Source organism: Cedecea davisae DSM 4568, assembly GCF_000412335.2.
Lineage (GTDB): Bacteria > Pseudomonadota > Gammaproteobacteria > Enterobacterales > Enterobacteriaceae > Cedecea > Cedecea davisae.
On record NZ_KE161030.1, the window covers coordinates 2,036,563 to 2,057,372 of the forward strand.

Here is a 20,810-nt window from a genome sequence, read left to right on the forward strand (position 1 = left end):
TAATTTTATTTTTTGAAGACTTCGATATTCACGTTTTTATGATTCGATCCGCTTCGTTTATACCCGTGAATAGCTATGACTTAAATCCGGCTGCGTTCATCAATAAACGAAACCCCATTCCTACGGCGGCCAGCGCTAATACGCTGGCGCTCCATAAAATCACCATCCACATCACTCTTTTGGCCGTCTGTTTCATCAGTGATATCCCTCTCCGGGCTGCACTTTGCCGCGAAACACGTAGTAGCTCCAGAAGGTGTAAACCAGGATTATCGGGATAATAAACAGCGCGCCAACCAGCATGAAGCCCTGGCTCTGCGGCGGCGCGGCTGCGTCCCACAGCGTGATGCCCGGCGGGATGATATTAGGCCAGATGCTGATGCCGAGGCCGCTAAAACCGAGGAAGACAAGCCCCAGAGTCAGTACAAACGGCGTTGAGTGCAGGCTTTGATGCGAGCGAACGCTGCGCCACAGCCACAGGCTGCACAACACAACCAGCAGCGGAACCGGCAGCAAGAACAGCAGGTTTGGCATGCTGAACCAGCGTATCGCAATGGCCGGGTGGCGCAGCGGCGTCCAGAGGCTTATCGCGGCAATCACCGCCAGCAGACCCAGCAGCAGGCCGGAGGTCAGGATGCGCATTTTGTCATGCAAAGCGCCTTCACTTTTCATCACAAGCCAGGTTGCGCCAAGGAGGGCATAAGCGATGGTCAGCCCCACGCCGCAGAACAAGTTGAAAGGGGTAAGCCAGTCGAGTTGGCTCCCGGCAAACTGACGGCCGCTAACGTCAAAGCCGGAAATCACCGCGCCAACCACAATCCCCTGGCAAAAAGTCGCCAGAATAGAGCCGCCCAGAAAGGCTTGATCCCAGAACGGGCGGTGAGCGGGCGTTGCCTTAAAGCGAAACTCAAACGCCACGCCGCGGAAAATCAGACCCACCAGCATCAGCGTTAGCGGAATAGTCAGCGCATCTATGATGACGGCATAAGCCAGAGGGAATGCCCCGAACAGCGCCGCGCCGCCGAGTACCAGCCAGGTTTCGTTCCCGTCCCATACCGGCGCAACGCTGTTGACCATCACGTCACGATCTTCTCCGCTGCGGATGAAGGGGAAAAGAATGCCAATACCCAGGTCAAAGCCGTCCATCACGATATACATCAGGGTGGCAAAGACGATGATAACGAACCAGATAACGGATAAATCGATGCCCATTAGCGCTGCTCCTCAAGAGATTCTGTCACCGCAGAAAGCGGGCGTGCCGGAGTGCCGGTGGCCGGTGAGTCGCCGTCAAATGGCTGTGGCCCTTTTCTGATAAGCCGGATCATGTAGCTATACCCGATGCCGAACACCGACATATAAACCACGAAGAAGGCGGCGAGACTGATGCTCATTTGCAGCGTTCCGTGGGCGGAGACGGCATCTTTAGTGCGCAGCAGGCCGTAAACGACCCACGGCTGGCGGCCAACTTCGGTGGTGACCCATCCGGCGAGAATGGCAATCAGCCCAGAAGGCCCCATCCACAGCGCAAAATGCAGGAACGGGCGGCTGGTATAAAGGCGCTGGCGATAACGCAGCCACAGGCTGGCAATGCCGAGTGCGATCATCAGCATGCCCAGCCCGGCCATAATGCGAAACGACCAGAAAACAATCGGCGAGTTAGGCCGGTCTTCCTTTGGAAACTCCTTCAGCGCCGGAACCTGTTTGTCCAGGCTGTGGGTCAGGATCAGGCTGCCAAGGGCAGGGATTTCGAGGCCGTAGCGCGTGCGCTCCTGTTCCATATCCGGCAGCCCAAACAGCAGCAGAGGAGTAGGTTCGCCTGGAACGTTTTCCCAGTGGCCTTCAATGGCGGCTATTTTCGCCGGTTGATGCTTGAGAGTATTCAGGCCGTGCATATCGCCGATCATCGCCTGAAGCGGGGCGACAATGACTGCCATCCACAGCGCCATTGAAAACATCGTGCGGATTGCCGGGCTGTTATTACCGCGCAGCAGGTGCCATGCGGCAGAGGCGCCAACAAAAAAGGCGCTGCTGAGGAACGCGGCCACCGACATGTGCAGCAGGCGGTAAGGGAAGGAGGGGTTAAACACCACCGCCAGCCAGTCTACCGGCACCACCTGCCCGTTGTGGATCTCGAAGCCCTGTGGCGTTTGCATCCAGCTGTTAGACGCGAGGATCCAGAAGGTCGAGATAATGGTGCCGAGCGCCACCATACAGGTGGCGAAGAAGTGCAGGCCGGGGCCAACGCGGTTCCAGCCGAACAGCATTACGCCGAGGAAACCCGCCTCGAGGAAGAAGGCGGTGAGAACTTCGTAGGTCAGCAGGGGGCCGGTAATACTGCCCGCAAACTGCGAGAACCCGCTCCAGTTGGTGCCAAATTGATAAGCCATCACCAGCCCGGAGACCACGCCCATACCAAAGTTAACGGCAAAAATTTTTGACCAGAACTGGTACAGCGAGCGGTACACCGGATTTTTAGACCTCAGCCACAGCCCCTCCAGCACCGCGAGGTAGCTGGCAAGACCGATGGTGATAGCCGGGAAAATAATGTGAAAGGAGACAGTAAAAGCAAACTGGATCCTCGCGAGGTGGAAAGCGTCTAAACCGAACATGCAGAACTCCGCATAGCAAATTATTCGGCTCGATTGTAGGCCTCGTCTCTTACGGGTTGTAGAAACAGAGAGGCGGGATAAAGGTATAACAGTTTGCGAATAGCACGTTTTCTTAAGGCCCTGTTATAGATTGGCCGGTGCGTCATGGTTTGCTTCCCACACCGCTATCAAAGGCTCAATTTTTAACTTCATTTCTCTCAATTGCTTACCAGGTTTTACATCCCCCCACCCAGGATATTGATTGTCATTTTTACTGCGCCTCTCTATGCTCTCTGTATCCCCCATGGGGGATATTTGGTCTCATGTTTTCGGGGGTGTTATATGTTAGCTATTCTTGCCAACCGTACTTACAGACATCTGTTTATGGCGCAGGTTATCGCGCTTATCGGCACCGGTCTTGCAACCGTGGCGCTTGGGCTACTGGCTTACGATATGGCCGGAGACAGAGCGGGGGCCGTGCTGGGAACCGCGCTGGCTATCAAAATGAGCGCTTATATTCTGGTCGCTCCTTTTGCGACGGCTCTTGCTGAACGGTTCCCCCGGCGCAGTATGCTGGTGGCGCTGGACCTGGTGCGGGCTCTGGCCGCTCTCGCGTTACCGTTCGTCAGCCAGGTTTGGGAAATCTATCTTCTGATTTTTGTTCTTCAGTCCGCATCCGCGGCGTTCACGCCGACGTTTCAGGCCACAATCCCCGATATTCTGCCGCAGGAGCGGGATTATACCAGGGCGCTTTCACTTTCCCGCCTGGCCTACGATCTTGAGAGTGTGATAAGCCCGGTACTGGCCGCCGCGCTGCTAACGATGATGAGCTTTCATAATTTGTTTGCCGGAACCGCGCTGGGGTTTATGGCCTCTGCCGCTCTTGTGGTTTCATCCAGCCTGCCAAAAGCCCGTTCCGCCGTCGCGCCGCGTAGTTTTTATGACAAAGCGACCAGCGGGATACGCATTTTTCTCGCTACGCCGCGTCTAAAGGGATTGCTGGCGCTTAATATGGCGGTCGCCGCCGCCAGTTCGATGGTTATTGTTAATACCGTGGTGCTGGTACAGGCGGGGTTCGGCTTGCCGCAAAGCTCGACTGCCGCCGCGTTGGCGCTGTTTGGCCTCGGTTCGATGCTGGCCGCGTTACTCCTGCCCAGGCTGTTGGATTCCATTAGCGATCGCCTGCCGATGCTGGCAGGAACGCTGCTGCTGGTTGTGGGGCTGGGGGCAGGAATATTTATCCATAATTACCGGATGCTGCTCGCACTTTGGCTACTGCTTGGGGTAGGTTATTCCCTGGCTCAAACGCCGGTCGGCAGGCTGCTCAAACGTTCGTCCTCCGCAGAGGACAGGCCGGCCTTATTTGCGGCTCAGTTTGCGCTTTCACACTCATGCTGGTTGCTAACTTATCCGTTGGTCGGTTGGGTTGGCGCGGCTTTTAGCGTTAAGGCGGCATTCGCCCTGATGGCGATGATTGCGGCGGTATCGCTGGCCGCCGCCATTGCTATCTGGCCCCAGGAACATAAAACACAAGAGGCTAATCAATGACGATTCATAGCTCACACCCGGATATTATTAAGCGGCTGAAGCGGGCAGCCGGGCATCTGAAAAGCACCATTCAGATGCTGGAGGATGAAAAACCTTGTCTGGACATTACCCAGCAGCTTCAGGCGGTCGAGAAGGCAATAACCAACGCCAAGCGCACGCTTATTCACGATCATCTGGATCACTGCCTGAAAGATGCGCTTAACGGCGAACATCACCCTGCGGACGAGACGCTTAGCGAATTCAAAGAAATTGCCAAATATCTTTAGTTAATTAGCCGGGAGAGGCTTATGTGTCCGAGAGTTTATGGGGTTGCTTTGCTGCTGGGGATCTCGCTCTCGGGTGCCGCTGGCGCTGAGGATTTGCTTTCTCCCGCAAAACGAGAGATTGCGATGCAGTTAGTTTCGAGCGCCGAAAATTCATCTCTGGACTGGCGCAAGCAGTACGCTTATATCGAGGATATTGACGACGGCCGCGGCTATACCGCCGGGCTTATCGGCTTTACTTCTGCCAACGGCGATATGCTCGACGTGGTTGAGCGCTATACCTCCTTTGCGCCGTCAAACCGGCTGGCGGAGTATTTACCCGCGCTGCGCAGGCTGGCGGAAAATAATGACGACTCGCACGAAGGGCTTGAACCCGACTTTATCCAAAACTGGAAGGCGGCGGCGAGGGATGAAAAGTTCCGGGCGGCGCAGGACCGCATTAGCCTGTCGCCTTCGTTGCGCTGGCGAACCAATGATGAAGACTTTGTTATTGAACGTTGAGAGAACTCAGCCCGCATAACGTTGCGGGCCGGGAAGGAAAAAGACTCAGGCTTCCAGCAAAGCCGACAGCCGTTCCTGAACGCTGTTGCAGCCCGCCAGCACAAGGTTACCGCGCAGTAGTCCGTCATTGGCGAGAAACGCATTGCTGGTTCCGCCCGCCTCGGTAATCAGCAGCAGCCCGGCCAGCGCGTCCCAGCTGTTCATGTGCTCTTCGTAGTAGGCGTGGACCTGGCCCGCGGCAACGTGAGCCAGCATCAATGCGCCCGCGCCGAAGCGGCGGTATTCCATACCGTCATTGAGCAAGTATTCAATAGTGCGTGCGTAGAGCGGCAACGGCGCGCGGCTGGAGCGGCCAAGGCCTATAACCACGCTTTCCGGCGCGGGGTCGTGCAGTTTCAGCCGTTTGCCATTGAGCCAGGAGCCTGCGCCGTGGCGAGCGAAAAAAAATTCATCGCGATCCGGGGCATAGATAATGCCCAGCTCAATTGTATTCTGGCGAACATAGGCCAGAGAAACGCACCAGTAGTCCATGCCGAGAATGAAATTGGTTGTGCCGTCAACCGGGTCGAGCACCCATACGCCGCGCTCGCCTTCGGCCAGGCCGCTCTCTTCCCCGAGGAAACCGTCTTCGGGACAATGCTGCTGTAGCCAGCTTTTAATCTGTTGCTCAACTAAAATATCCGCCTGCGAGACAAAGTCCTGGCGCCCCTTGGTTTCTACCTGCAATCCCTTGTCGCGTAGCGCCTGGGCATGGGCACCTGCCTGACGTATTAACTCGCATAGTTCCTGCTGCTGCTGTTCGGTCATGTTCTGCTCTTATGTGGTGGGTAGCGACGTGTGTCGATGAATTAAGTCAACCTTCACCCAACTGGTGCGCGAAGGCTGTAACGGATCGCGGGCTCTTTCCAGCAGGTGCATCAGCGCCAGGCGGGAAATCTCGGCCACATCCTGATTAAGCGTGGTAAGTCGATAACCGTATTGCGCCGTTTGCGGCGTGTTGTCAAAACCAATCAGCTGGAAGTCCTGAGGTGCATCTTTACCCTGCTGGCGCATGCCGTCGAGAAAGCCGCAGGCGAGCTGGGCGTTAGCGCAAAAAATCCCCTCAGGCGGCGGTTCAATTGCGGCGGCTGCCTGCATGCCTCCGTCATAACCTTCCAGCGGGGCAAGCAGCGTGACCAGATTCCGCGCGGTATCGACGCCAAGTTCGTCCAACGCCAACCTGAATGCCTCGCCGCGCATTCTTCCCGCCCAGGTCGAATTGTCGTTGTTCAGCCAGCCAAACCGGCGGCAGCCGCCTCGTACCAGTTGCTCCGCGGCCAGCGCCGCGCCTGCCGCGTTGTCGGAGCAGACGTAATCAACGCCGGGAATATCGGGCTGACGGTTAATGCCTACCACTGGGATTCGCTGCTGTACGCACTCGTTGACCAGCGCTTCCGGCGGCTTGCCGGAGGTGACGATGACGCCGGAAACGCGAAACTGGGCGAAATGCCGCAGGGTGTCTGCCAGCTCCTGCTCGCTGCGAATTTCGGTTACCAGAGCCTGAAATCCGTGACGCTGAATTTCACCCAGCAGGCCGTCCAGCAGGCTGCTGCGGAAAGGATCGTTAATGCGCGATACGATGACGCCTATCAGATGGCTGCGCCGACGGTTAAGTCCCTGGGCAAGAAAATTAACCTGATAACCCAGTTCTTTAGCGACCAGTAGCACGCGCTCGCGGGTTGCGGGGGAGATGCTGCCGTTATTGCTAAGCGCACGGGAAACAACGGCACGGGAGACTCCGGCGCGGCGGGCCACGTCTTCGGCGGTGACGCTTTGTTTTATCAACGAACTCAAGGCAGATAATCCTCGGTGTAAAAACGCTGCTGGCGGAAGTCATATTGCAGCCCGTCGTGGCTGACGAAAAGCCCGGGGTGAGGGCGGCAGGCCAGCTTTAGCGCCGGTAAAATGGCGTCGTTGCAGTGGTACAGCCCCAGCGCAGGTAACGCCAGGTCGTTAAACAATTTCAGGCAGCCGGGGAAGTCGCCGTGGGAGGCGTCATCGGCTAATTCAGATAGCGAAGCGCACTCCTGAAACGCCAGTTCGGCTCCGGCCATCAGCGCAATGGACTCTGGCGTGGGGCGGCCATCGCCGCTATAAAACAGGCTGTGTTCCCTGATGTCGATGCGTATCGCGAGGTTAGCCATTTCATGGCGGGTATGTGCGGTGCGAATTTGCCAGTGCTGCCAGCTGAACTCCGGCTGGCTGTCTCGCCACTCAATGGCAAAGCAGAGCGATGTTTCCGGCCAGTTAGCCAGAAGCGCCAACTGCATCAGCAGCGCCCTTTGCCCGGGCTGGCTGTAAATAATCAGCGGCTTGTGGCGTGAGAAACTCTTCCAGTGGTTGAGCAGGGCGGTCAGGCCGGTGCAGTGGTCAGGGTGAACGTGGGTAAAAAACAGTACGTCGATGTCATTAATTCCACCGCCGCGCTGCCACAGCGCCCGGGGAACGGTGGGACCGCAGTCGATAAGCCACTGCCGATTTTCATCATCAATGACCCGTAATGCAGAAGTGTTTTGCCAGCGGGAGAAGGCGCTGCCGCAGCCAATTACGTCGATTTTCATTATCCCTCGCTAAAAATTTTTCGCGGTTAATTAAAGTGTCACAAACACACGCCACAGTAGGCTCACATCATCCATGAGCGGCGTTTCATTTTTTTTACAGTCAAATGAACACGTGTTCATTTTGGAAAGAAAATGCACCAAACAGAGATTTTCGGATATTGCCCATGAGCTACATGAATATAACAAGCCTCCAAATCAGCTACGGCGATAAGGTGGTGTTAAAAAATATCGATCTCGCCGTGAATAAAGGTGAAATGATTGCGCTACTGGGGCCTTCGGGCTGCGGGAAAACAACATTATTAAATGCGCTATGCGGTTTTATCCCGGTGGAGAAGGGCGAGATTAACGTCGCCGGGCGAAATATTACCCAAAGTTCGCCGGAGCAAAGAAATATCACTATGGTGTTCCAGAGTTATGCCTTGTGGCCACATTTAACGGTGGCGCAAAATATTGGCTATGGGTTGAAATTGCGTAAATGGCCGCGGGAAGATATTAAAAAGCGGGTCGAAGAGTTGTTGCAGATAGTTAACCTGGGCGGCCTGGATGGGGCAAAAATAACCGAGCTTTCCGGCGGGCAGCGGCAGCGGGTTGCGCTGGCAAGGGCGCTGGCCATAGAGCCGGACGTGCTGGTGCTGGACGAGCCGCTGTCGAACCTGGATGCGAAGGTCAGGCTCAGCGTGCGTCACGAAATCAAGCAGTTGCAGAAAAGGCTCGGGTTCACTTCGGTTATCGTCACTCACGACCAGCAGGAGGCGCTGGTAATGGCCGACCGCATCGTGGTGCTGAACAACGGCCAGGTTGAGCAAATTGGTACCCCGGAAGAGATTTACCAGCGACCGGCTACGCCTTTTGTCGCCGACTTTATGGGTGCGGATAATCTTATTTCCGCCGATGGACAGCTTATTTACTTCCGCAGCTCGGATGTTTTCCTTTCAGCATTAAATGATCAAAAGCCAGATGGCGGTTTAACCTTTGAGGGCATCGTTGAACAGCATGCTTTTATTGGGCATAACTATCGCTACGGCGTTCGCTGCGGTGAAAAATTACTTCTGGCTGATTCTGTCGATAATTATTTAATAAATAGTGAGGTCAGGCTATCCGTTCCTGCCTCGGCGCTTCATATTTTTAGTTCGTCTCACGCAGCTTGATAACATTATATTACTCTGAGGGTTGGTCATGTTTAATAAAACCAGGATTGCGGCAGTTACGGCTTTATTTCTGAGCTACGGCGCTCATGCAGAAACTATTCTCAACGTTGCCACCGCGGGCGACCAGAATATGGTTGATTACGTTAAAACCTGGCTCGGGCCTAAGTTTGAGGCGGCGCACCCCGGCGTTAAGGTGCGCGTAGTCGGTACCGGGCCAGGCGATGCCGGTTCGAACAAGATAATTGAAAAACTCAGCGCTCAGCAGCAAAGCGGGGCGAAAACCTGGGATATCGACGTAGCGGTGGTGCACCAGAAAGCCGGGGGCGAACTGGTGGAAAAAAGGCTGCTGGAAAAATATCGTCAGCAGATTAAAACCGGTTCTATGGTAACGGCTGATAACGCCAAAAACGCGCTGGGCGTGAACGTTGAAGGCTATGTGATGCCGATGTTCCTGAGCCAGACGGCAATCGCGTGGAACAGCGAAACCATGAAGGCGCCTCCGGCTTCCTACGACGAGCTGGTCGCCTGGGCGGCAAAGCATCCGCAGGCGTTCGGCTATAACGGTATTAAAAACGGCATGTCCGGCGTCAGCTTCGTGGTGGGCTGGATTTACGCTTATGGCACCGACGCGCAGCGCCTCTCCGCTTTGCCTTACGATAAAGGCGTGGAGAAAAACTGGCCGCAGGCTTTTGAGAAGCTGAAAGAATTCAATAAAAATGTCACTTTTACGCCGGGCAACGCGGGCACGCTGGACATGCTGACGCGAGGCGAAATCGCCATGGGGCCGGTGTGGGTGGATATGTTCTACACCTGGAAAGATCAGGGCAAGTTGCCGCCTTCAATCAAGCTTTCCCTGCTGGCACCGGGCATGCCGGGGCAGCCAATGTATTACGTGACGCCGGTCAAAGCGGCACAACCTCAGCTGGCGCGTGAATTTATCGAGCTGGCGACCAGCCCGGAAGTGCAGGCCGAAGGGATTGTGAAGCAGTTTAACTGGTATCCGGGAATAGACGCGCAGTACGTCAAGCCGAAGCTGGATGACGCAACCTGGCAGAAGCTGTTTGCGGAGATTTCGCCGAAAGCGCTGGCCGACTACGGTAAAAGCTTCCCGATTGCGCCTTATTTCGACGACATCAAAGAAGGCTATGAAAGCCAGGTTTCCAACTAATCACTCCCGAACGCTCAGGCCAGCCCTGAGCGTTATTGTCTGAGCATTAAGGTTTCTTATGCGCGTCTCGCTAAAATATCTGCTGCTGGTCAGTCCCGCCGCGCTGATGATTACGCTGTTATTTCTCTACCCGCTTGGATTTTCGCTGGTGGCCGCTTTCACTTCGGACACACAGGCTTTTACTCTGCAACACTTCGCTAAGGTATTTACGCTCTATTCGAGCGATATCGTTTTTACCGTGGTAATGGTGCTGGTTTCGGTGGCGCTGTTGGCGCTGCTCTCCATCACGCTGTCGGCGGTGATTACGCTCTCATCTTGTCGGCCAATTGTTCGCCTGCTTGGCGTGTTGTACCGCCTGCCGCTGTTTATTCCCTTTATCGTCGCCGCCCAGATGATGCGCACTTTTCTCGCCAAAAACGGGCTGATGAATAACCTGCTGGTGGTAACCGACATGGTAGGGCCGCTGGACACTATTTCATGGCTGGGCTGGAAGGGCATCATTATTACTTTTGTCTGGAAGCAGCTGGCGTTTGCCACTTTGCTTATCTCCGGCGCGATGGCCGCGCTCGACTCGTCGCAAATTCTGGCGGCCAGAAACCTTGGCGCTTCAAAGCCTCGCATTCTGTTCGACATTGTTCTGCCTCAGGTGCTGCCCGCCGTGGGCGTCGCGCTGGTGCTTTCTACGGTGATTATGATGTCGGTGCTTTCCGTTCCGCTGATGATAGGGACCGGTTCGCCAACCATGGTGACGGTGGATATGGCATTCCGCGTTAATTCCTACGGGGATTATGCGGTGGCTAACGCGCTGGGCGTAATTTCACTGCTGATTTGCGGCGCGCTTTCCTGGTTTTATCTGCGCTACAGCCTGCGCCAGAAAGGAGGCGAATAAATGAAGCTTAATTATCTCTGGCGTAAAGCCCGGCCAGGCCGGTTGCTGCAGGCGCTGCTGCTGGCTTTTATGCTGTTCGCCATGTTTGGGCCGCTGCTCAACCTGCTTATCTGGACGGTGACCGAAAGCTGGTTTTACCCGCATGTTTTGCCCAGCCAATGGGGGCTTAAATACTGGTATCAGGTGTTCAGCCCCTACAGCGATGTCTCCGGCTCGTTGTTAACCAGCGTTTTTATCGCCGTGCTGTCGGTGCTGGTTTGCCTGGCTATTTCTATCCCGGCCGGGTTTGCGCTTTCGCGCCGTGTCATGCCGCTGCGGGTGTTATTTATGCTGCTGTTCCTGATCCCGCAGGCGTTCCCGAACCTGACGGTGTATATGAATATCGCCCGGCTGTTCTATCAGTGGGGGCTTAACGGCACTATCGCCGGGGTGGTGCTGGTGCACAGCGTACACGGGCTGATGTATTCGGTATGGATCTGCGTAGCCGCGTTTTCGTCCGTTGACCCGCTACAGGCCCGGGCTTCACGCAACCTGGGCGCGGGGCCACTGTTTACCTTCTGGCATATCGTGCTGCCGCAGGCTGCGCCGGGCATCGTTGCCGCCGGGATCTTTGTGTTCCTGGAATCGCTGGATGAGTTTACCGGTACTTTCTTTGTCGGCGCACCGGACATCACCACGCTGCCGCTGCTGCTGTATAACGCCAGCATGTCCGGCAATTATCAGGTTTCGTCGATTACCGCGCTGATCCTGCTGGTGCCTTCGCTGCTGTTTATGCTGGTTATCAATAAGTTTATGCGTCCGGAAATGTTGGCGAAAATGGGCAAGTAGGGCGGGTTATTGGCTACAATACAGATAATTCCGCACTGATAATGTTATAGATTATCAGCCACCTGGCTTAGCAAAGCCGGGGAAAACAGCCTAAGAGGTGAGTATGAAAATTCTGCCGTTTGCCGTTGTTCCCGTCCTGCTGGCTACCTTTAGCAGCTTCGCCTCTTCCGACGAGGCGTGGAAGGCGTTGGATAAAGATATTCAAAAGAGCTGCCTGGCAATTAGCGCCCTGCAGGAGAAAAAAGTGGAGGGCAAACGTATCGATTTTAGCGATGACGTAGGCTATTCCGCAGTGGTTATTTCCGGAAGCTACAAGTCTAAGAACAGCAGCCCGGCTCCGGGAAAAGAGCTTTGCCTGTATAACCGAAAAACACAATCCGCCAGCCTCGCTGAAATGCTGTAATCCGTTTTAGGGGTCAGTTTGGATATAGAAACATCGACAGCAGGTGTGTAATACAGCCCTGCTGTATTTTTACCGGTGAATGCCTTTACGGCAAGTGACTGGATGACGCTGAAAAAAACAGATTGAACAACACGAGCTGCGGATTGTCAGCCCGGATGTGCCCACCTCATGGCAGATGCTGTCAGATAAAGGCCCTTCGCAGGCTGACCCAATCACCCGTGCCGTGATAATCACCATCAACAATATGCTTATCTACCTAATGGCCGCTATATCGCATAAGGACTGGGTGAGTCGCCGTCAGGACCAAAAACAGGGAATTGAACGTGTCCATACGCTGGGTAAATACTGCGGAAAACAGGCAGATCAAGAACGGCATCAGAAAGTAATGTGCTACCGGCAGGTCAAGAAATTGAGTATCCGTGAAACGGCGGATGCAACGGGATACAGCTCCTCCCAGATGTGCCGCATTCAGGCACTATACCGGCAATCAGAAAGGGGAAATTTTGGTTAAGTTCTATCTAATGTATGATGGAGCAGTATTTAACCAGAGAAACTAAAAGGATTTAAGTTCATGTCAGACAATACGACAGTGACCTGTCTGAGCCACAAAATGAAGTACAAAGAGGTTGCCTGCGGTAAGCAGCGGAAGCACTGGCTGGAGCTGCAGTTTGTGGATGAGAATAACCACCCAGTATCAGGCCTCAACGTGCAGCTGGAGTACCATCAGCTGGCAACGGCGGCGGAGCTGGCGCTGTGGGCGCGTGGCGGTCACACCCGGTTTGATCCCATACCGCCGCCGAATCCGCCCGCCCGCGTCACTGACAGTCAGGGACTGGTACGGTTCGATGATTTGTACTGGATAGCTGTAGATGTGAAAACAGACGGTCAGCAGCTGGCCGACGAGATGGAACAGCGTCCGCTGGGCATCCGACGTAATCCAAACAGCCAGCCGGTGAGTCATAATATTTTCCGGCCGGAAACCCGCGATGCCACATGGCGCTCAGACGTGCAGGAGAAAGCTGAAGCCGCCGGTTATCACCATCACTATGTGACCATCGGGGAACTGTGCAACCGACTGCCGGAAATGCCGGAATGGACCGAACCTGATCCACCGGTGTTTCATTTTCCGACCGGGAAGACGCTAAAAGGAACGGAAATCGCGCGGGAGGCGCTGGAACAGCGCCATGTGATGGAAATCTGTCCCTTCCGGGCGTGGGTGCTGTCGCTACATGACACAAAAGATTATGACCTCGCCAATGGGTTGAACCTCGGCATCATGGCCGATCTTGTGTATGCCGCAGAGGCTAATAACCCGACCATTGATTATTTTTTCCGGCATAAATGTCAGGATTTATCCTGTATTCCGCAGTTTGCTGAGTATCCGTCGTGGTACCACACGCTGGCGGTAGATGTGCCGTTCCGCGAGCGTTATCAGCCTCCGGTGTACCTGAACACGGGGCAGGGAGATAATCCCGAAGGGGATACCCGCCTGTTTACGGTGGAATGTGCCGCACACGTACTGGTCGCATGGTGTGGTACCGACAGCCTGCTGAATATTGTGACCGATTTGTCCTTCGCCCCGAAGCCGTGTCTGCCGGAACTGGCCGGTGCGGGAAATGTTCACGGTGGTTTTCTGGATGCCTATCAACTGGCGAAACGGAAATTCGGGGATAAGTTTGACCTTCGGGCTATCAGGACATCTTTAGACAAAGGAAAATCATTGTTTATTTGTGGTCACAGCTTAGGTGGGGCTCTGGCGTTGCTGTATGCCGCTGAAATGAAGGATTACCAGCCAGTCCTGTACACCTACGGGATGCCACGGACTTTCACTCGCTCGGCGATAGCCTCTCTGAGAGATATCAAACACTACCGGCACGTTAACGACAATGACACTATCACGCAGATCCCGCCGGATGCCGATCTCGATAATGAGTTTTACAGAACGTGGGGGCCTCTGGGCGACAAGCTGGGCTTTGACTGGTCACTGACCACGGCTGCCGGACTCAGCGTGGCCGTGCGGAACCTGACGTACCAGTCAACAGGGCTTGCTGAGAAAAGAGATCCGTACTGGCATCATGGTAGCACGGTGATATTTTTCCGGGCGCAGCAGTGCGCGATGCGGGCCGCCAGCCCGTACCAGAAAAGCCTGGTCGACGGGCAGGCCTACTCCCGGCATTTTGTAGCCACCAAGCTTTATGTGGTGCCGTCCCTGAATGAGGAATGCCTGAAATCCACCGGTGAACATCAGGCCTCGTTTATCCAGTGCCTGAACCCGGCCAGCCTGGCAAAGACCTTTCCGCAGAATACTAATCCGGCACTGAACGGCATCGGGACCGACCCCCGCAGCCACTCGATGGCACACCGCTACCTGCCCTATATTCACAATCAGGTGCTGGAACTGGCAGATCCGGCCCGCGATATGAACCGGAAGGAGATGAGGGTTATGTTCCGGGAAGAGGTTGAGAAAGGCGCAGCCTACAGCAACCCGGATGAGGTTGAGCGTAACCGTGAGTTTCTGGCGCTGCAGGACATGCTGCCGGTGGCTCTGAGGCTGACGCAGGCGGAAGAAACAGGAAAAAATGCCCTGCTGCGTTTTGCGGCGGTAACGGAGGAAGAAGTTGAACTCTCTCAGTAAAACCGCCGTCATTGCGTGTGCTGTGACGCTGCTTTTTGGGTGTGATAACCGTCCAGATAAAACACTTTCTCCCCCTGCAGATGCAAAGTGGGTGGACGTCACTTTTCGGGTGCCTGAGGGGGTTACGCTGCTGCCCGCCGAGCTGCTGTACCGTTCGGCTCAGTGTAAGTCAGTCCGCTATAACTCGAGCAATGAGCCACATGATATTCCGGGCTATAACGATGTTGAACGGCCGTTCGATGTGTCGGATAGCAGCAATGTTCGGCATCTGCGCGTGGCCGTGGAGGGGGGGGGGCCATGTCAGTGGCAGCTGAACTCGTTAATGGTAAGCTTCAGGGTTGCGGATGATGTTCCTCTGGTGAAGGGGAAAAAGGTTATCGATACCAGTTATATATTCGATTTCGGAGACTATGGTCTCAGTGATGGTTATGGGACTGGGCGGGCTAAAGTGTTCAGCGGAGAGCTGATTGAACTCAAAACAGACTTTTTCCCGATGGTTGTTCACCACATTGATGATCAGGTTGATCTGTCTCTTTTCGGTGGTAATACAGGATATGAGCAGTGGCGGAGGAGATATAAAACACTGGATGTGGAAAGCATTAATATTGAGCCGAAAATACACCTCAGTAAAGTAGTTGTGTTAACACCACCGGCTATTCGTCCTGGAAATTTAACTGCGACTTATCCAAATGGTTTCAGTGAAGATATCACTCATATCTACCCAGATTATGACAAGTTGCTCTCGATGAAATGATGAAGTATTCGTCGATCTATAAAGGATCTCCTTGAGATCCTTTTTTACACTTTCAGCCCCTGAATCCACTCGTTTTGTAAAATGTCGCATTTTGCAGTTTCGTTTCCACTGCGCTTTGTTGCAATAGATGAGTGGTGCAAATTTAGCCTTACCGTACAATAATTTTCGATATCCAAACTGACTCTTTTTAGCCCCACCGTATTTTTCTTCACACGGAGAATATATCCGTGTGAAGAGATTCTCCTTTAGCCAGAAGCAGTTACCCGATAAACCCTGATGCAGCAAGGCTTCATGGTCGCTGAACTGCCATTTCTCCGTAACTTTTTTGCCATATATCGCTCCCATACTTCCTGACTTCTGACCCCCTTACAGGCTTCGGACAATGGAAAAAAGACCCTGGCTCCCCTGGCTGATACTCTCGCCGTCTCTCATTTTTCTCCTGCTTTTCACCTGGTTTCCGCTGGTACGTTCGGTCTATGACAGCCTGTTCGATACCCGCATGGCGAGCGATACCGGCGTTTATGTTGCCGCTGGAAACTATATTCGGCTGTTTGCCGATGCGGTTTTCTGGAAGTCGCTTCTCAATAACCTGGTCTACATCGTGCTGACCGTGGTTCCCGGCGTATTGTTAGCGCTGCTGCTGGCCGTTTCGCTGTGGGAAAACCATCGTGTTAACCGCTGGCTGCGCACCGCATTCTTCTTTCCGATGATAATCCCGATGGTCAGCGCGGCCGCGCTGTGGCTGTTTATCTTTATGCCGGGGATGGGAATGCTGGATTACTACCTGGCAAAAATCTTTGGGCCGATGAACAACAACTGGCTGGGGCGCAGCAATAGCGCGCTTTATGCCCTGGCGCTGATTGGCGTGTGGAAGTTTGCCGGTTACTACATGCTGTTTTTCCTTGCCGGGCTGCAAAGCCTGCCGTCCTCTGCCCGCGAAGCGGCGATTATGGAAGGCGCAAGCTCCACTCAGGTGTTCTTTAAGGTAACGCTGCCGCTGCTGCGCCCGACGCTCAGCTTTGTGATTACCACCGCGCTTATCTACTCGATCACCCAAATTGACCACGTTGCGGTAATGACCCGGGGCGGGCCGGACAACTCGACCACGGTGCTGCTTTATTACATCCAGAGCCTTGCCTGGGATACGCACGATCTGGGTAAAGCTTCCGCTGCGACTTTCCTGACGCTGGCTGGCCTGTTTATCTTCTCATTCGTTAATCTGAAGCTGCTGGAAAGGGGCGCACACCATGAGCGTTGAGTTTTCTTCCCCGGTTGTCAACGCGCGTAGCGTGGCGCAACCGCTGTGGTTTCGCCTGCGCAAATCGAAGGGTATCACCCTCAGCGTGCTGATGTGCTGCCTGGCTCTGCTCTGGATCAGCCCGTTTATCTGGATGCTCTCCTCTGCGTTCAGCGCCAGCACTTTTGGCGAGGGCATGGCCTCCGTGCTGCCTCGTTTCCCCCTGACGCTGGACAATTTCCGCGACGCCTGGCAAAGCGCCGACTGGCTGAGTCTGTACGCCAATACCGTTATCTTCAGCTTTGGCACATTCTTCGTGCAGTTAATCACTATTACCACCGCTGGCTATGTGTTTGCCTGCCATGAGTTTCGCGGCAAACAGACGCTGTTCCTGCTGTTCCTGGTGCAGCTGATGGTCATGCCTGTGGTGATGATGGTGCCGAACATGATGACGCTGAAAGCCCTCGGGCTGCTCAATACCTTAACCGGCGTGATGATGCCGTATTTCACCTCGGCTTTTGGGGTGTTTTTGATGCGTCAGGCGTTTCTGGCTATTCCGAAAGAGCTTGAAGAAGCAGCGCTGATGGAGGGCTGCCGCTGGTGGCAGGTGCTCTACCGCGTACTGCTGCCGATGTGCTGGCCGTCGGTGCTGGCGTTTGCCACCGTGAGCATTACCTATCACTGGAACGAATATCTGTGGCCGCTGATGATGCTGAACGACCCGGATAAACAGGTGCTGACCGTCGGGCTGGTCTCTTTTGCTATGGGCGCCGAGTCCGGCGGCCAGTGGGGCACCATCAGCGCCGGGACCATTATGGTCTGCCTGCCGCTGATGCTGGCCTTTATCGCCTTCCAGAAGCAGTTTCTGCGAAGTTTTGGTTTTTCAGGCATTAAGTAAGGAGTTGAGTGATGTTATTAGCGCATATTTCCGACACCCATTTCCGCAGTCAGAACCAGAAGCTGTACGGCTTTATTGATATCAATGCCGGGAATGCCGACGTGGCTTCACAGCTTAACGCCCTGCGCGAGCGCCCGGATGCGGTGATTGTCAGCGGTGATATCGCTAACTGCGGCCGCCCGGAAGAGTACCAGGTTGCGAAACGGGTTCTCGGCACAATAAAGTCGCCGCTGTATTTGATTCCCGGCAACCATGACGATAAAGAGCAGTTTATCGAATACCTCCGTCCGCTCTGTCCGCAGCTTGGCAACGACCCGCAAAACATCCGTTACGCGGTGGATGATTTTGCTACTCGCCTGCTGTTTATTGACTCAAGCCTGGCGGGGCAGTCCAAAGGCTGGCTCACGGAGGAGACCGTTGCCTGGCTCGAAGCTCAGCTTATTGCCGGCGGCGAACGGCCTACGGCGGTGTTTATGCACCACCCGCCGCTGCGCCTGGGCAATGCGCAGATGGACCCTATCGCCTGTGAAAACGGCCATCTGCTGCTGAACCTTATCGAGCGTTTCCCGGCGCTGGTGCGCATTTTTTGCGGCCATAACCACAGCCTGACGATGACCCAATATCGCCAGGCCACCATCGCCACTATTCCCGGAACGGTTCACCAGGTTCCGTATCACTTTGAAGACAGCCGCCCTTATTACGACATGTCGCCGCCATCCTGCCTGATGCATCGCCAGGTGGGCGCGCAGTGGGTCAGCTATCAGCACTCGCTGGCGCACTATGCCGGGCCCTGGCTTTACGACGCAAGTATTAGCTGCCCAACGGATGAGCTTTAATCGCCATGTTAAGACTGAATCAGGTAAGCAAGCAGTTCGACGGCAAAGCGGCGCTTAATGCCCTGTCGCTGAGCATTGACGACGGTGAATTTGTGGTGCTGGTGGGGCCATCCGGCTGCGGGAAAAGCACGCTGCTGCGCATGCTGGCCGGGCTGGAAGAGGTGAGCGCCGGGGAAATCTGGCTTAACGATGAGAACATCACCGCTATGTCGCCGCGCGAGCGTAACTTTGCGATGATCTTCCAGAACTATGCGCTGTTTCCTCATCTTACGGTGCGGGACAACATCACCTTTGGCATGAAGATCCGCAAAGAAGATAAAAGCAGTTGGCAGCCACGGCTTGAGCAGGTGGCTAAGCTGTTACAGCTGGGAGAATTACTGGACAGAAAGCCGGCCAAACTTTCTGGCGGCCAGCGGCAGCGCGTAGCAATGGCGCGAGCCATCGTGCGTAACCCGCGCCTGTTTCTGATGGATGAACCGCTTTCTAACCTTGATGCGCGCCTGCGCACCGAAGTGCGCGACAGCATTATGGCGCTGCATCAGCAGCTTAAAACCAGCACCATTTACGTCACCCACGACCAGACGGAAGCGATGTCTATGGCCGACCGCATCGTGGTGATGAACGGCGGCGTGGTGCAGCAGGTGGGGAAACCGGAACATCTCTATGCCTGGCCCGCCAACCTGTTTGTAGCCGGATTTATCGGCTCCCCGGCGATGAACCTGCTGTCTTTACTCTGCGCGGAAGGCCGGGTGCAGCCCGACGTTTTAAACCTGCCGCTGCCGCCATCTGCCTCTACGCAGACAAACGTCTGGCTGGGTATTCGCCCGGAACATATCACCGATAGCCCGGAAGAAGGGCAGCTGACGCTGTCTGCCACGGTGGTACAACGAGAACTGATGGGGGCAGATTATCTGCTCCATGTCAGCACGCCCGTGGGAACGTTACGCTATACCCGCCGCCATCGCGGTGTGGTGCCAGAAAAAGGCGATACGCTAACCCTCGGTTTTTCACCCTCTGATGTTCATCTTTTTCATATTGACCAACACCACAACTTACACCAGGAGATTGACCATGTTTAACCCCCTGATGCATAAATGGCGGGCGCTTGCCGTTTGCTGTTCGCTGGCTTTAAGCGGCGCGGCACTGGCGAAAGAAAAAATCGATTTTATGTTCCCTGCGCCCGTAGACGGCAAACTGACGATGGAGATGACCCGCGTCATTAAAGCGTTTAACGACTCGCAGCAGGATGTTGAGGTTCGCGGGATCTTCACCGGCGGCTACGACACCACCAAAATCAAAGCCGAGTCAGCGCAGAAGGCCGGTCAACCGCCCGCGTTGGTGATTATGTCCGCCAACTTTACTACCGACCTGGCGCTAAAAGATGAAATCTTGCCGATGGACGAGCTGTTTAAATACGGCAACCGTAAGGCGGGCGACTTCCTGATGAACGACTTCTGGCCCGCAATGCATAAGAATGCTCAGGTGATGGGCGTGACGTATGCCATTCCGTTCCACAACTCCACGCCAATTCTCTATTACAACAAAACTCTGTTTGACCAGGCCGGGATCAAGCAGCCGCCGCAGACCTGGGCGGAAATGCTGGCAGATGCGAAGAAGCTGACCGACGCCAGCAAAGGGCAGTGGGGCATTATGCTGCCGTCCACCAATGACGATTACGGCGGCTGGATTTTCTCGTCGCTGGTTCGCGCCAACGGCGGCAACTACTTCAATGAAAACTATCCGGGCGAAGTTTACTACGACTCGCCGACTACCATCGGCGCGTTGCGCTTCTGGCAGGATTTGATCTACCGCGACAAGGTAATGCCGTCCGGCGTACTGAATTCTAAACAGATCAGCGCGGCGTTCTTTAGCGGCAAGCTGGGTATGGCGATGTTGAGTACCGGCGCGCTGGGTTTTATGCGTGAAAACAGCAAAGACTTTGATATGGAAGTTGCCATGATGCCAGCCAAAGAGCAACGCGCCGTGCCTATCGGCGGTGCCAGCCTGGTCAGCTTCAAAGGTATTTCCGACGCGCAGAAAAAAGCGGCTTATCAGTTCCTGACTTATCTGGTCAGCCCGAAAGTCAACGGAGAGTGGAGCCGCTTTACCGGCTACTTCTCGCCGCTCAAAGCCTCTTACGACACGCCGGAGATGAAAGAGTATATGCAAAAAGATCCACGCGCGGAAATCGCCCTCGAGCAGCTTAAGTACGCCCACCCGTGGTATTCGACCTACGAAACGGTGGCGGTACGTCAGGCGATGGAAAACCAGCTGGCGGCGGTAGTTAACGACCAGAAGGTGAACCCGGAGGCGGCTGCGAAATCCGCTCAGAAAACCGCGGATGAGTTAATGAAGCCTTATGTTGAGAAAACGGCTTTAGCTGATTCCAGGTAACCAGCGTTATCGATCGGGCGGCGGCCGTCGCCCGATTTTCCACTTTCGATTATCATCGACAAAAATCACTTTCTGACTATAACAGTTGCGTAAAAAAGCGTATTTTTAGCGCTCTGATATAGA

The 20,810-nt window shown here is 54.9% G+C and carries 21 protein-coding genes and 1 pseudogene; 16 read left to right on the forward strand and 6 right to left on the reverse strand.

The window, feature by feature from the left end; all coding sequences use genetic code 11:
• Positions 1 to 73: 73 nt before the first annotated feature.
• From HMPREF0201_RS22490 to HMPREF0201_RS09435, 3 genes are read right to left on the reverse strand one after another with little or no spacing between them, the layout of a single operon-like run.
• Positions 74 to 196 (reverse strand): DUF2474 domain-containing protein, encoded by a 123-nt coding sequence (locus tag HMPREF0201_RS22490; RefSeq protein ID WP_016536368.1) that lies wholly within the window; start codon positions 194 to 196, stop codon positions 74 to 76.
• Positions 196 to 1,209 (reverse strand): cytochrome d ubiquinol oxidase subunit II, encoded by a 1,014-nt coding sequence (gene cydB / locus HMPREF0201_RS09430; protein ID WP_016536369.1) that lies wholly within the window; start codon positions 1,207 to 1,209, stop codon positions 196 to 198. The genes HMPREF0201_RS22490 and cydB overlap by 1 nt, the downstream gene beginning before the upstream one ends.
• Positions 1,209 to 2,606 (reverse strand): cytochrome ubiquinol oxidase subunit I, encoded by a 1,398-nt coding sequence (locus tag HMPREF0201_RS09435; RefSeq protein ID WP_016536370.1) that lies wholly within the window; start codon positions 2,604 to 2,606, stop codon positions 1,209 to 1,211. Before HMPREF0201_RS09435 ends, cydB begins: the two co-directional genes overlap by 1 nt.
• Positions 2,607 to 2,927: 321 nt before the next feature.
• Between HMPREF0201_RS09435 and HMPREF0201_RS09440 the strand changes: the two genes are divergently transcribed.
• Genes HMPREF0201_RS09440 through HMPREF0201_RS09450 form a run of 3 tightly spaced genes read left to right on the forward strand, consistent with a single transcriptional unit; the run spans position 2,928 to position 4,897 of the window.
• Positions 2,928 to 4,133, forward strand: a complete 1,206-nt coding sequence (locus HMPREF0201_RS09440) for an MFS transporter (RefSeq protein WP_016536372.1) — start codon at positions 2,928 to 2,930, stop codon at positions 4,131 to 4,133.
• Entirely contained in the window at positions 4,130 to 4,399 is a 270-nt protein-coding gene (locus tag HMPREF0201_RS09445) for a metal-sensing transcriptional repressor (RefSeq protein ID WP_016536373.1), read from the forward strand. The genes HMPREF0201_RS09440 and HMPREF0201_RS09445 overlap by 4 nt, the downstream gene beginning before the upstream one ends.
• A gap of 21 nt (positions 4,400 to 4,420) precedes the next feature.
• On the forward strand, positions 4,421 to 4,897 hold the full coding sequence (locus HMPREF0201_RS09450; protein ID WP_016536374.1) for a chitosanase: 477 nt from the start codon (positions 4,421 to 4,423) through the stop codon (positions 4,895 to 4,897).
• A gap of 45 nt (positions 4,898 to 4,942) precedes the next feature.
• On the opposite strand, the gene HMPREF0201_RS09455 is transcribed toward HMPREF0201_RS09450, so the two are convergent.
• Genes HMPREF0201_RS09455 through HMPREF0201_RS09465 form a run of 3 tightly spaced genes read right to left on the reverse strand, consistent with a single transcriptional unit; the run spans position 4,943 to position 7,497 of the window.
• A complete protein-coding gene (locus HMPREF0201_RS09455; protein ID WP_016536375.1) occupies positions 4,943 to 5,704 on the reverse strand; it encodes an inositol monophosphatase family protein in 762 nt (253 codons plus the stop codon).
• 9 nt (positions 5,705 to 5,713) lie between these two features.
• A complete protein-coding gene (locus HMPREF0201_RS09460; protein WP_083478397.1) occupies positions 5,714 to 6,721 on the reverse strand; it encodes a LacI family DNA-binding transcriptional regulator in 1,008 nt (335 codons plus the stop codon).
• Positions 6,722 to 6,726: 5 nt separating this feature from the next.
• Positions 6,727 to 7,497, reverse strand: a complete 771-nt coding sequence (locus tag HMPREF0201_RS09465; protein WP_016536378.1) for an MBL fold metallo-hydrolase — start codon at positions 7,495 to 7,497, stop codon at positions 6,727 to 6,729.
• 164 nt (positions 7,498 to 7,661) lie between these two features.
• On the opposite strand from HMPREF0201_RS09465, the gene HMPREF0201_RS09470 reads away from it, so the two are divergent.
• The 13 genes and pseudogenes from HMPREF0201_RS09470 (at position 7,662) to HMPREF0201_RS09530 (ending at position 20,687) form a co-directional block, all read left to right on the forward strand.
• The gene (locus HMPREF0201_RS09470; RefSeq protein ID WP_016536379.1) at positions 7,662 to 8,645 is read left to right on the forward strand and encodes an ABC transporter ATP-binding protein; all 984 of its coding nucleotides are present in this window, start codon (positions 7,662 to 7,664) and stop codon (positions 8,643 to 8,645) included.
• A 28-nt stretch (positions 8,646 to 8,673) separates the two neighbouring features.
• A complete protein-coding gene (locus HMPREF0201_RS09475; protein WP_016536380.1) occupies positions 8,674 to 9,813 on the forward strand; it encodes an ABC transporter substrate-binding protein in 1,140 nt (379 codons plus the stop codon).
• Positions 9,814 to 9,871: 58 nt separating this feature from the next.
• The gene (locus HMPREF0201_RS09480; protein WP_016536381.1) at positions 9,872 to 10,702 is read left to right on the forward strand and encodes an ABC transporter permease; all 831 of its coding nucleotides are present in this window, start codon (positions 9,872 to 9,874) and stop codon (positions 10,700 to 10,702) included.
• The gene (locus tag HMPREF0201_RS09485) at positions 10,703 to 11,530 is read left to right on the forward strand and encodes an ABC transporter permease (RefSeq protein ID WP_016536382.1); all 828 of its coding nucleotides are present in this window, start codon (positions 10,703 to 10,705) and stop codon (positions 11,528 to 11,530) included. It begins immediately after the preceding gene.
• Between the two features lie 103 nt (positions 11,531 to 11,633).
• On the forward strand, positions 11,634 to 11,933 hold the full coding sequence (locus tag HMPREF0201_RS09490; protein WP_016536383.1) for a hypothetical protein: 300 nt from the start codon (positions 11,634 to 11,636) through the stop codon (positions 11,931 to 11,933).
• 93 nt (positions 11,934 to 12,026) lie between these two features.
• Positions 12,027 to 12,444, forward strand: a pseudogene (locus tag HMPREF0201_RS23335) (recombinase family protein); the annotation flags it as partial.
• 60 nt (positions 12,445 to 12,504) lie between these two features.
• Positions 12,505 to 14,568, forward strand: a complete 2,064-nt coding sequence (locus tag HMPREF0201_RS09500) for a lipase family protein (RefSeq protein ID WP_039898216.1) — start codon at positions 12,505 to 12,507, stop codon at positions 14,566 to 14,568.
• Positions 14,552 to 15,322 (forward strand): hypothetical protein, encoded by a 771-nt coding sequence (locus HMPREF0201_RS09505; protein WP_039898217.1) that lies wholly within the window; start codon positions 14,552 to 14,554, stop codon positions 15,320 to 15,322. The genes HMPREF0201_RS09500 and HMPREF0201_RS09505 overlap by 17 nt, the downstream gene beginning before the upstream one ends.
• 382 nt (positions 15,323 to 15,704) lie before the next feature.
• Positions 15,705 to 16,580, forward strand: coding sequence for a carbohydrate ABC transporter permease (locus tag HMPREF0201_RS09510; RefSeq protein ID WP_016536388.1), 876 nt, complete (start codon positions 15,705 to 15,707; stop codon positions 16,578 to 16,580).
• The gene (locus tag HMPREF0201_RS09515; RefSeq protein WP_016536389.1) at positions 16,570 to 17,457 is read left to right on the forward strand and encodes a carbohydrate ABC transporter permease; all 888 of its coding nucleotides are present in this window, start codon (positions 16,570 to 16,572) and stop codon (positions 17,455 to 17,457) included. The genes HMPREF0201_RS09510 and HMPREF0201_RS09515 overlap by 11 nt, the downstream gene beginning before the upstream one ends.
• Positions 17,458 to 17,468: 11 nt before the next feature.
• Entirely contained in the window at positions 17,469 to 18,293 is an 825-nt protein-coding gene (locus tag HMPREF0201_RS09520) for a phosphodiesterase (protein WP_016536390.1), read from the forward strand.
• A gap of 5 nt (positions 18,294 to 18,298) precedes the next feature.
• Positions 18,299 to 19,372: an ABC transporter ATP-binding protein gene (locus tag HMPREF0201_RS09525; protein WP_016536391.1), complete on the forward strand. Its 1,074-nt coding sequence runs from the start codon at positions 18,299 to 18,301 to the stop codon at positions 19,370 to 19,372.
• Positions 19,373 to 19,379: 7 nt separating this feature from the next.
• Complete coding sequence (locus HMPREF0201_RS09530; RefSeq protein ID WP_167344796.1) at positions 19,380 to 20,687, forward strand: ABC transporter substrate-binding protein; 1,308 nt, start codon at positions 19,380 to 19,382, stop codon at positions 20,685 to 20,687.
• Positions 20,688 to 20,810 lie beyond the last annotated feature (123 nt).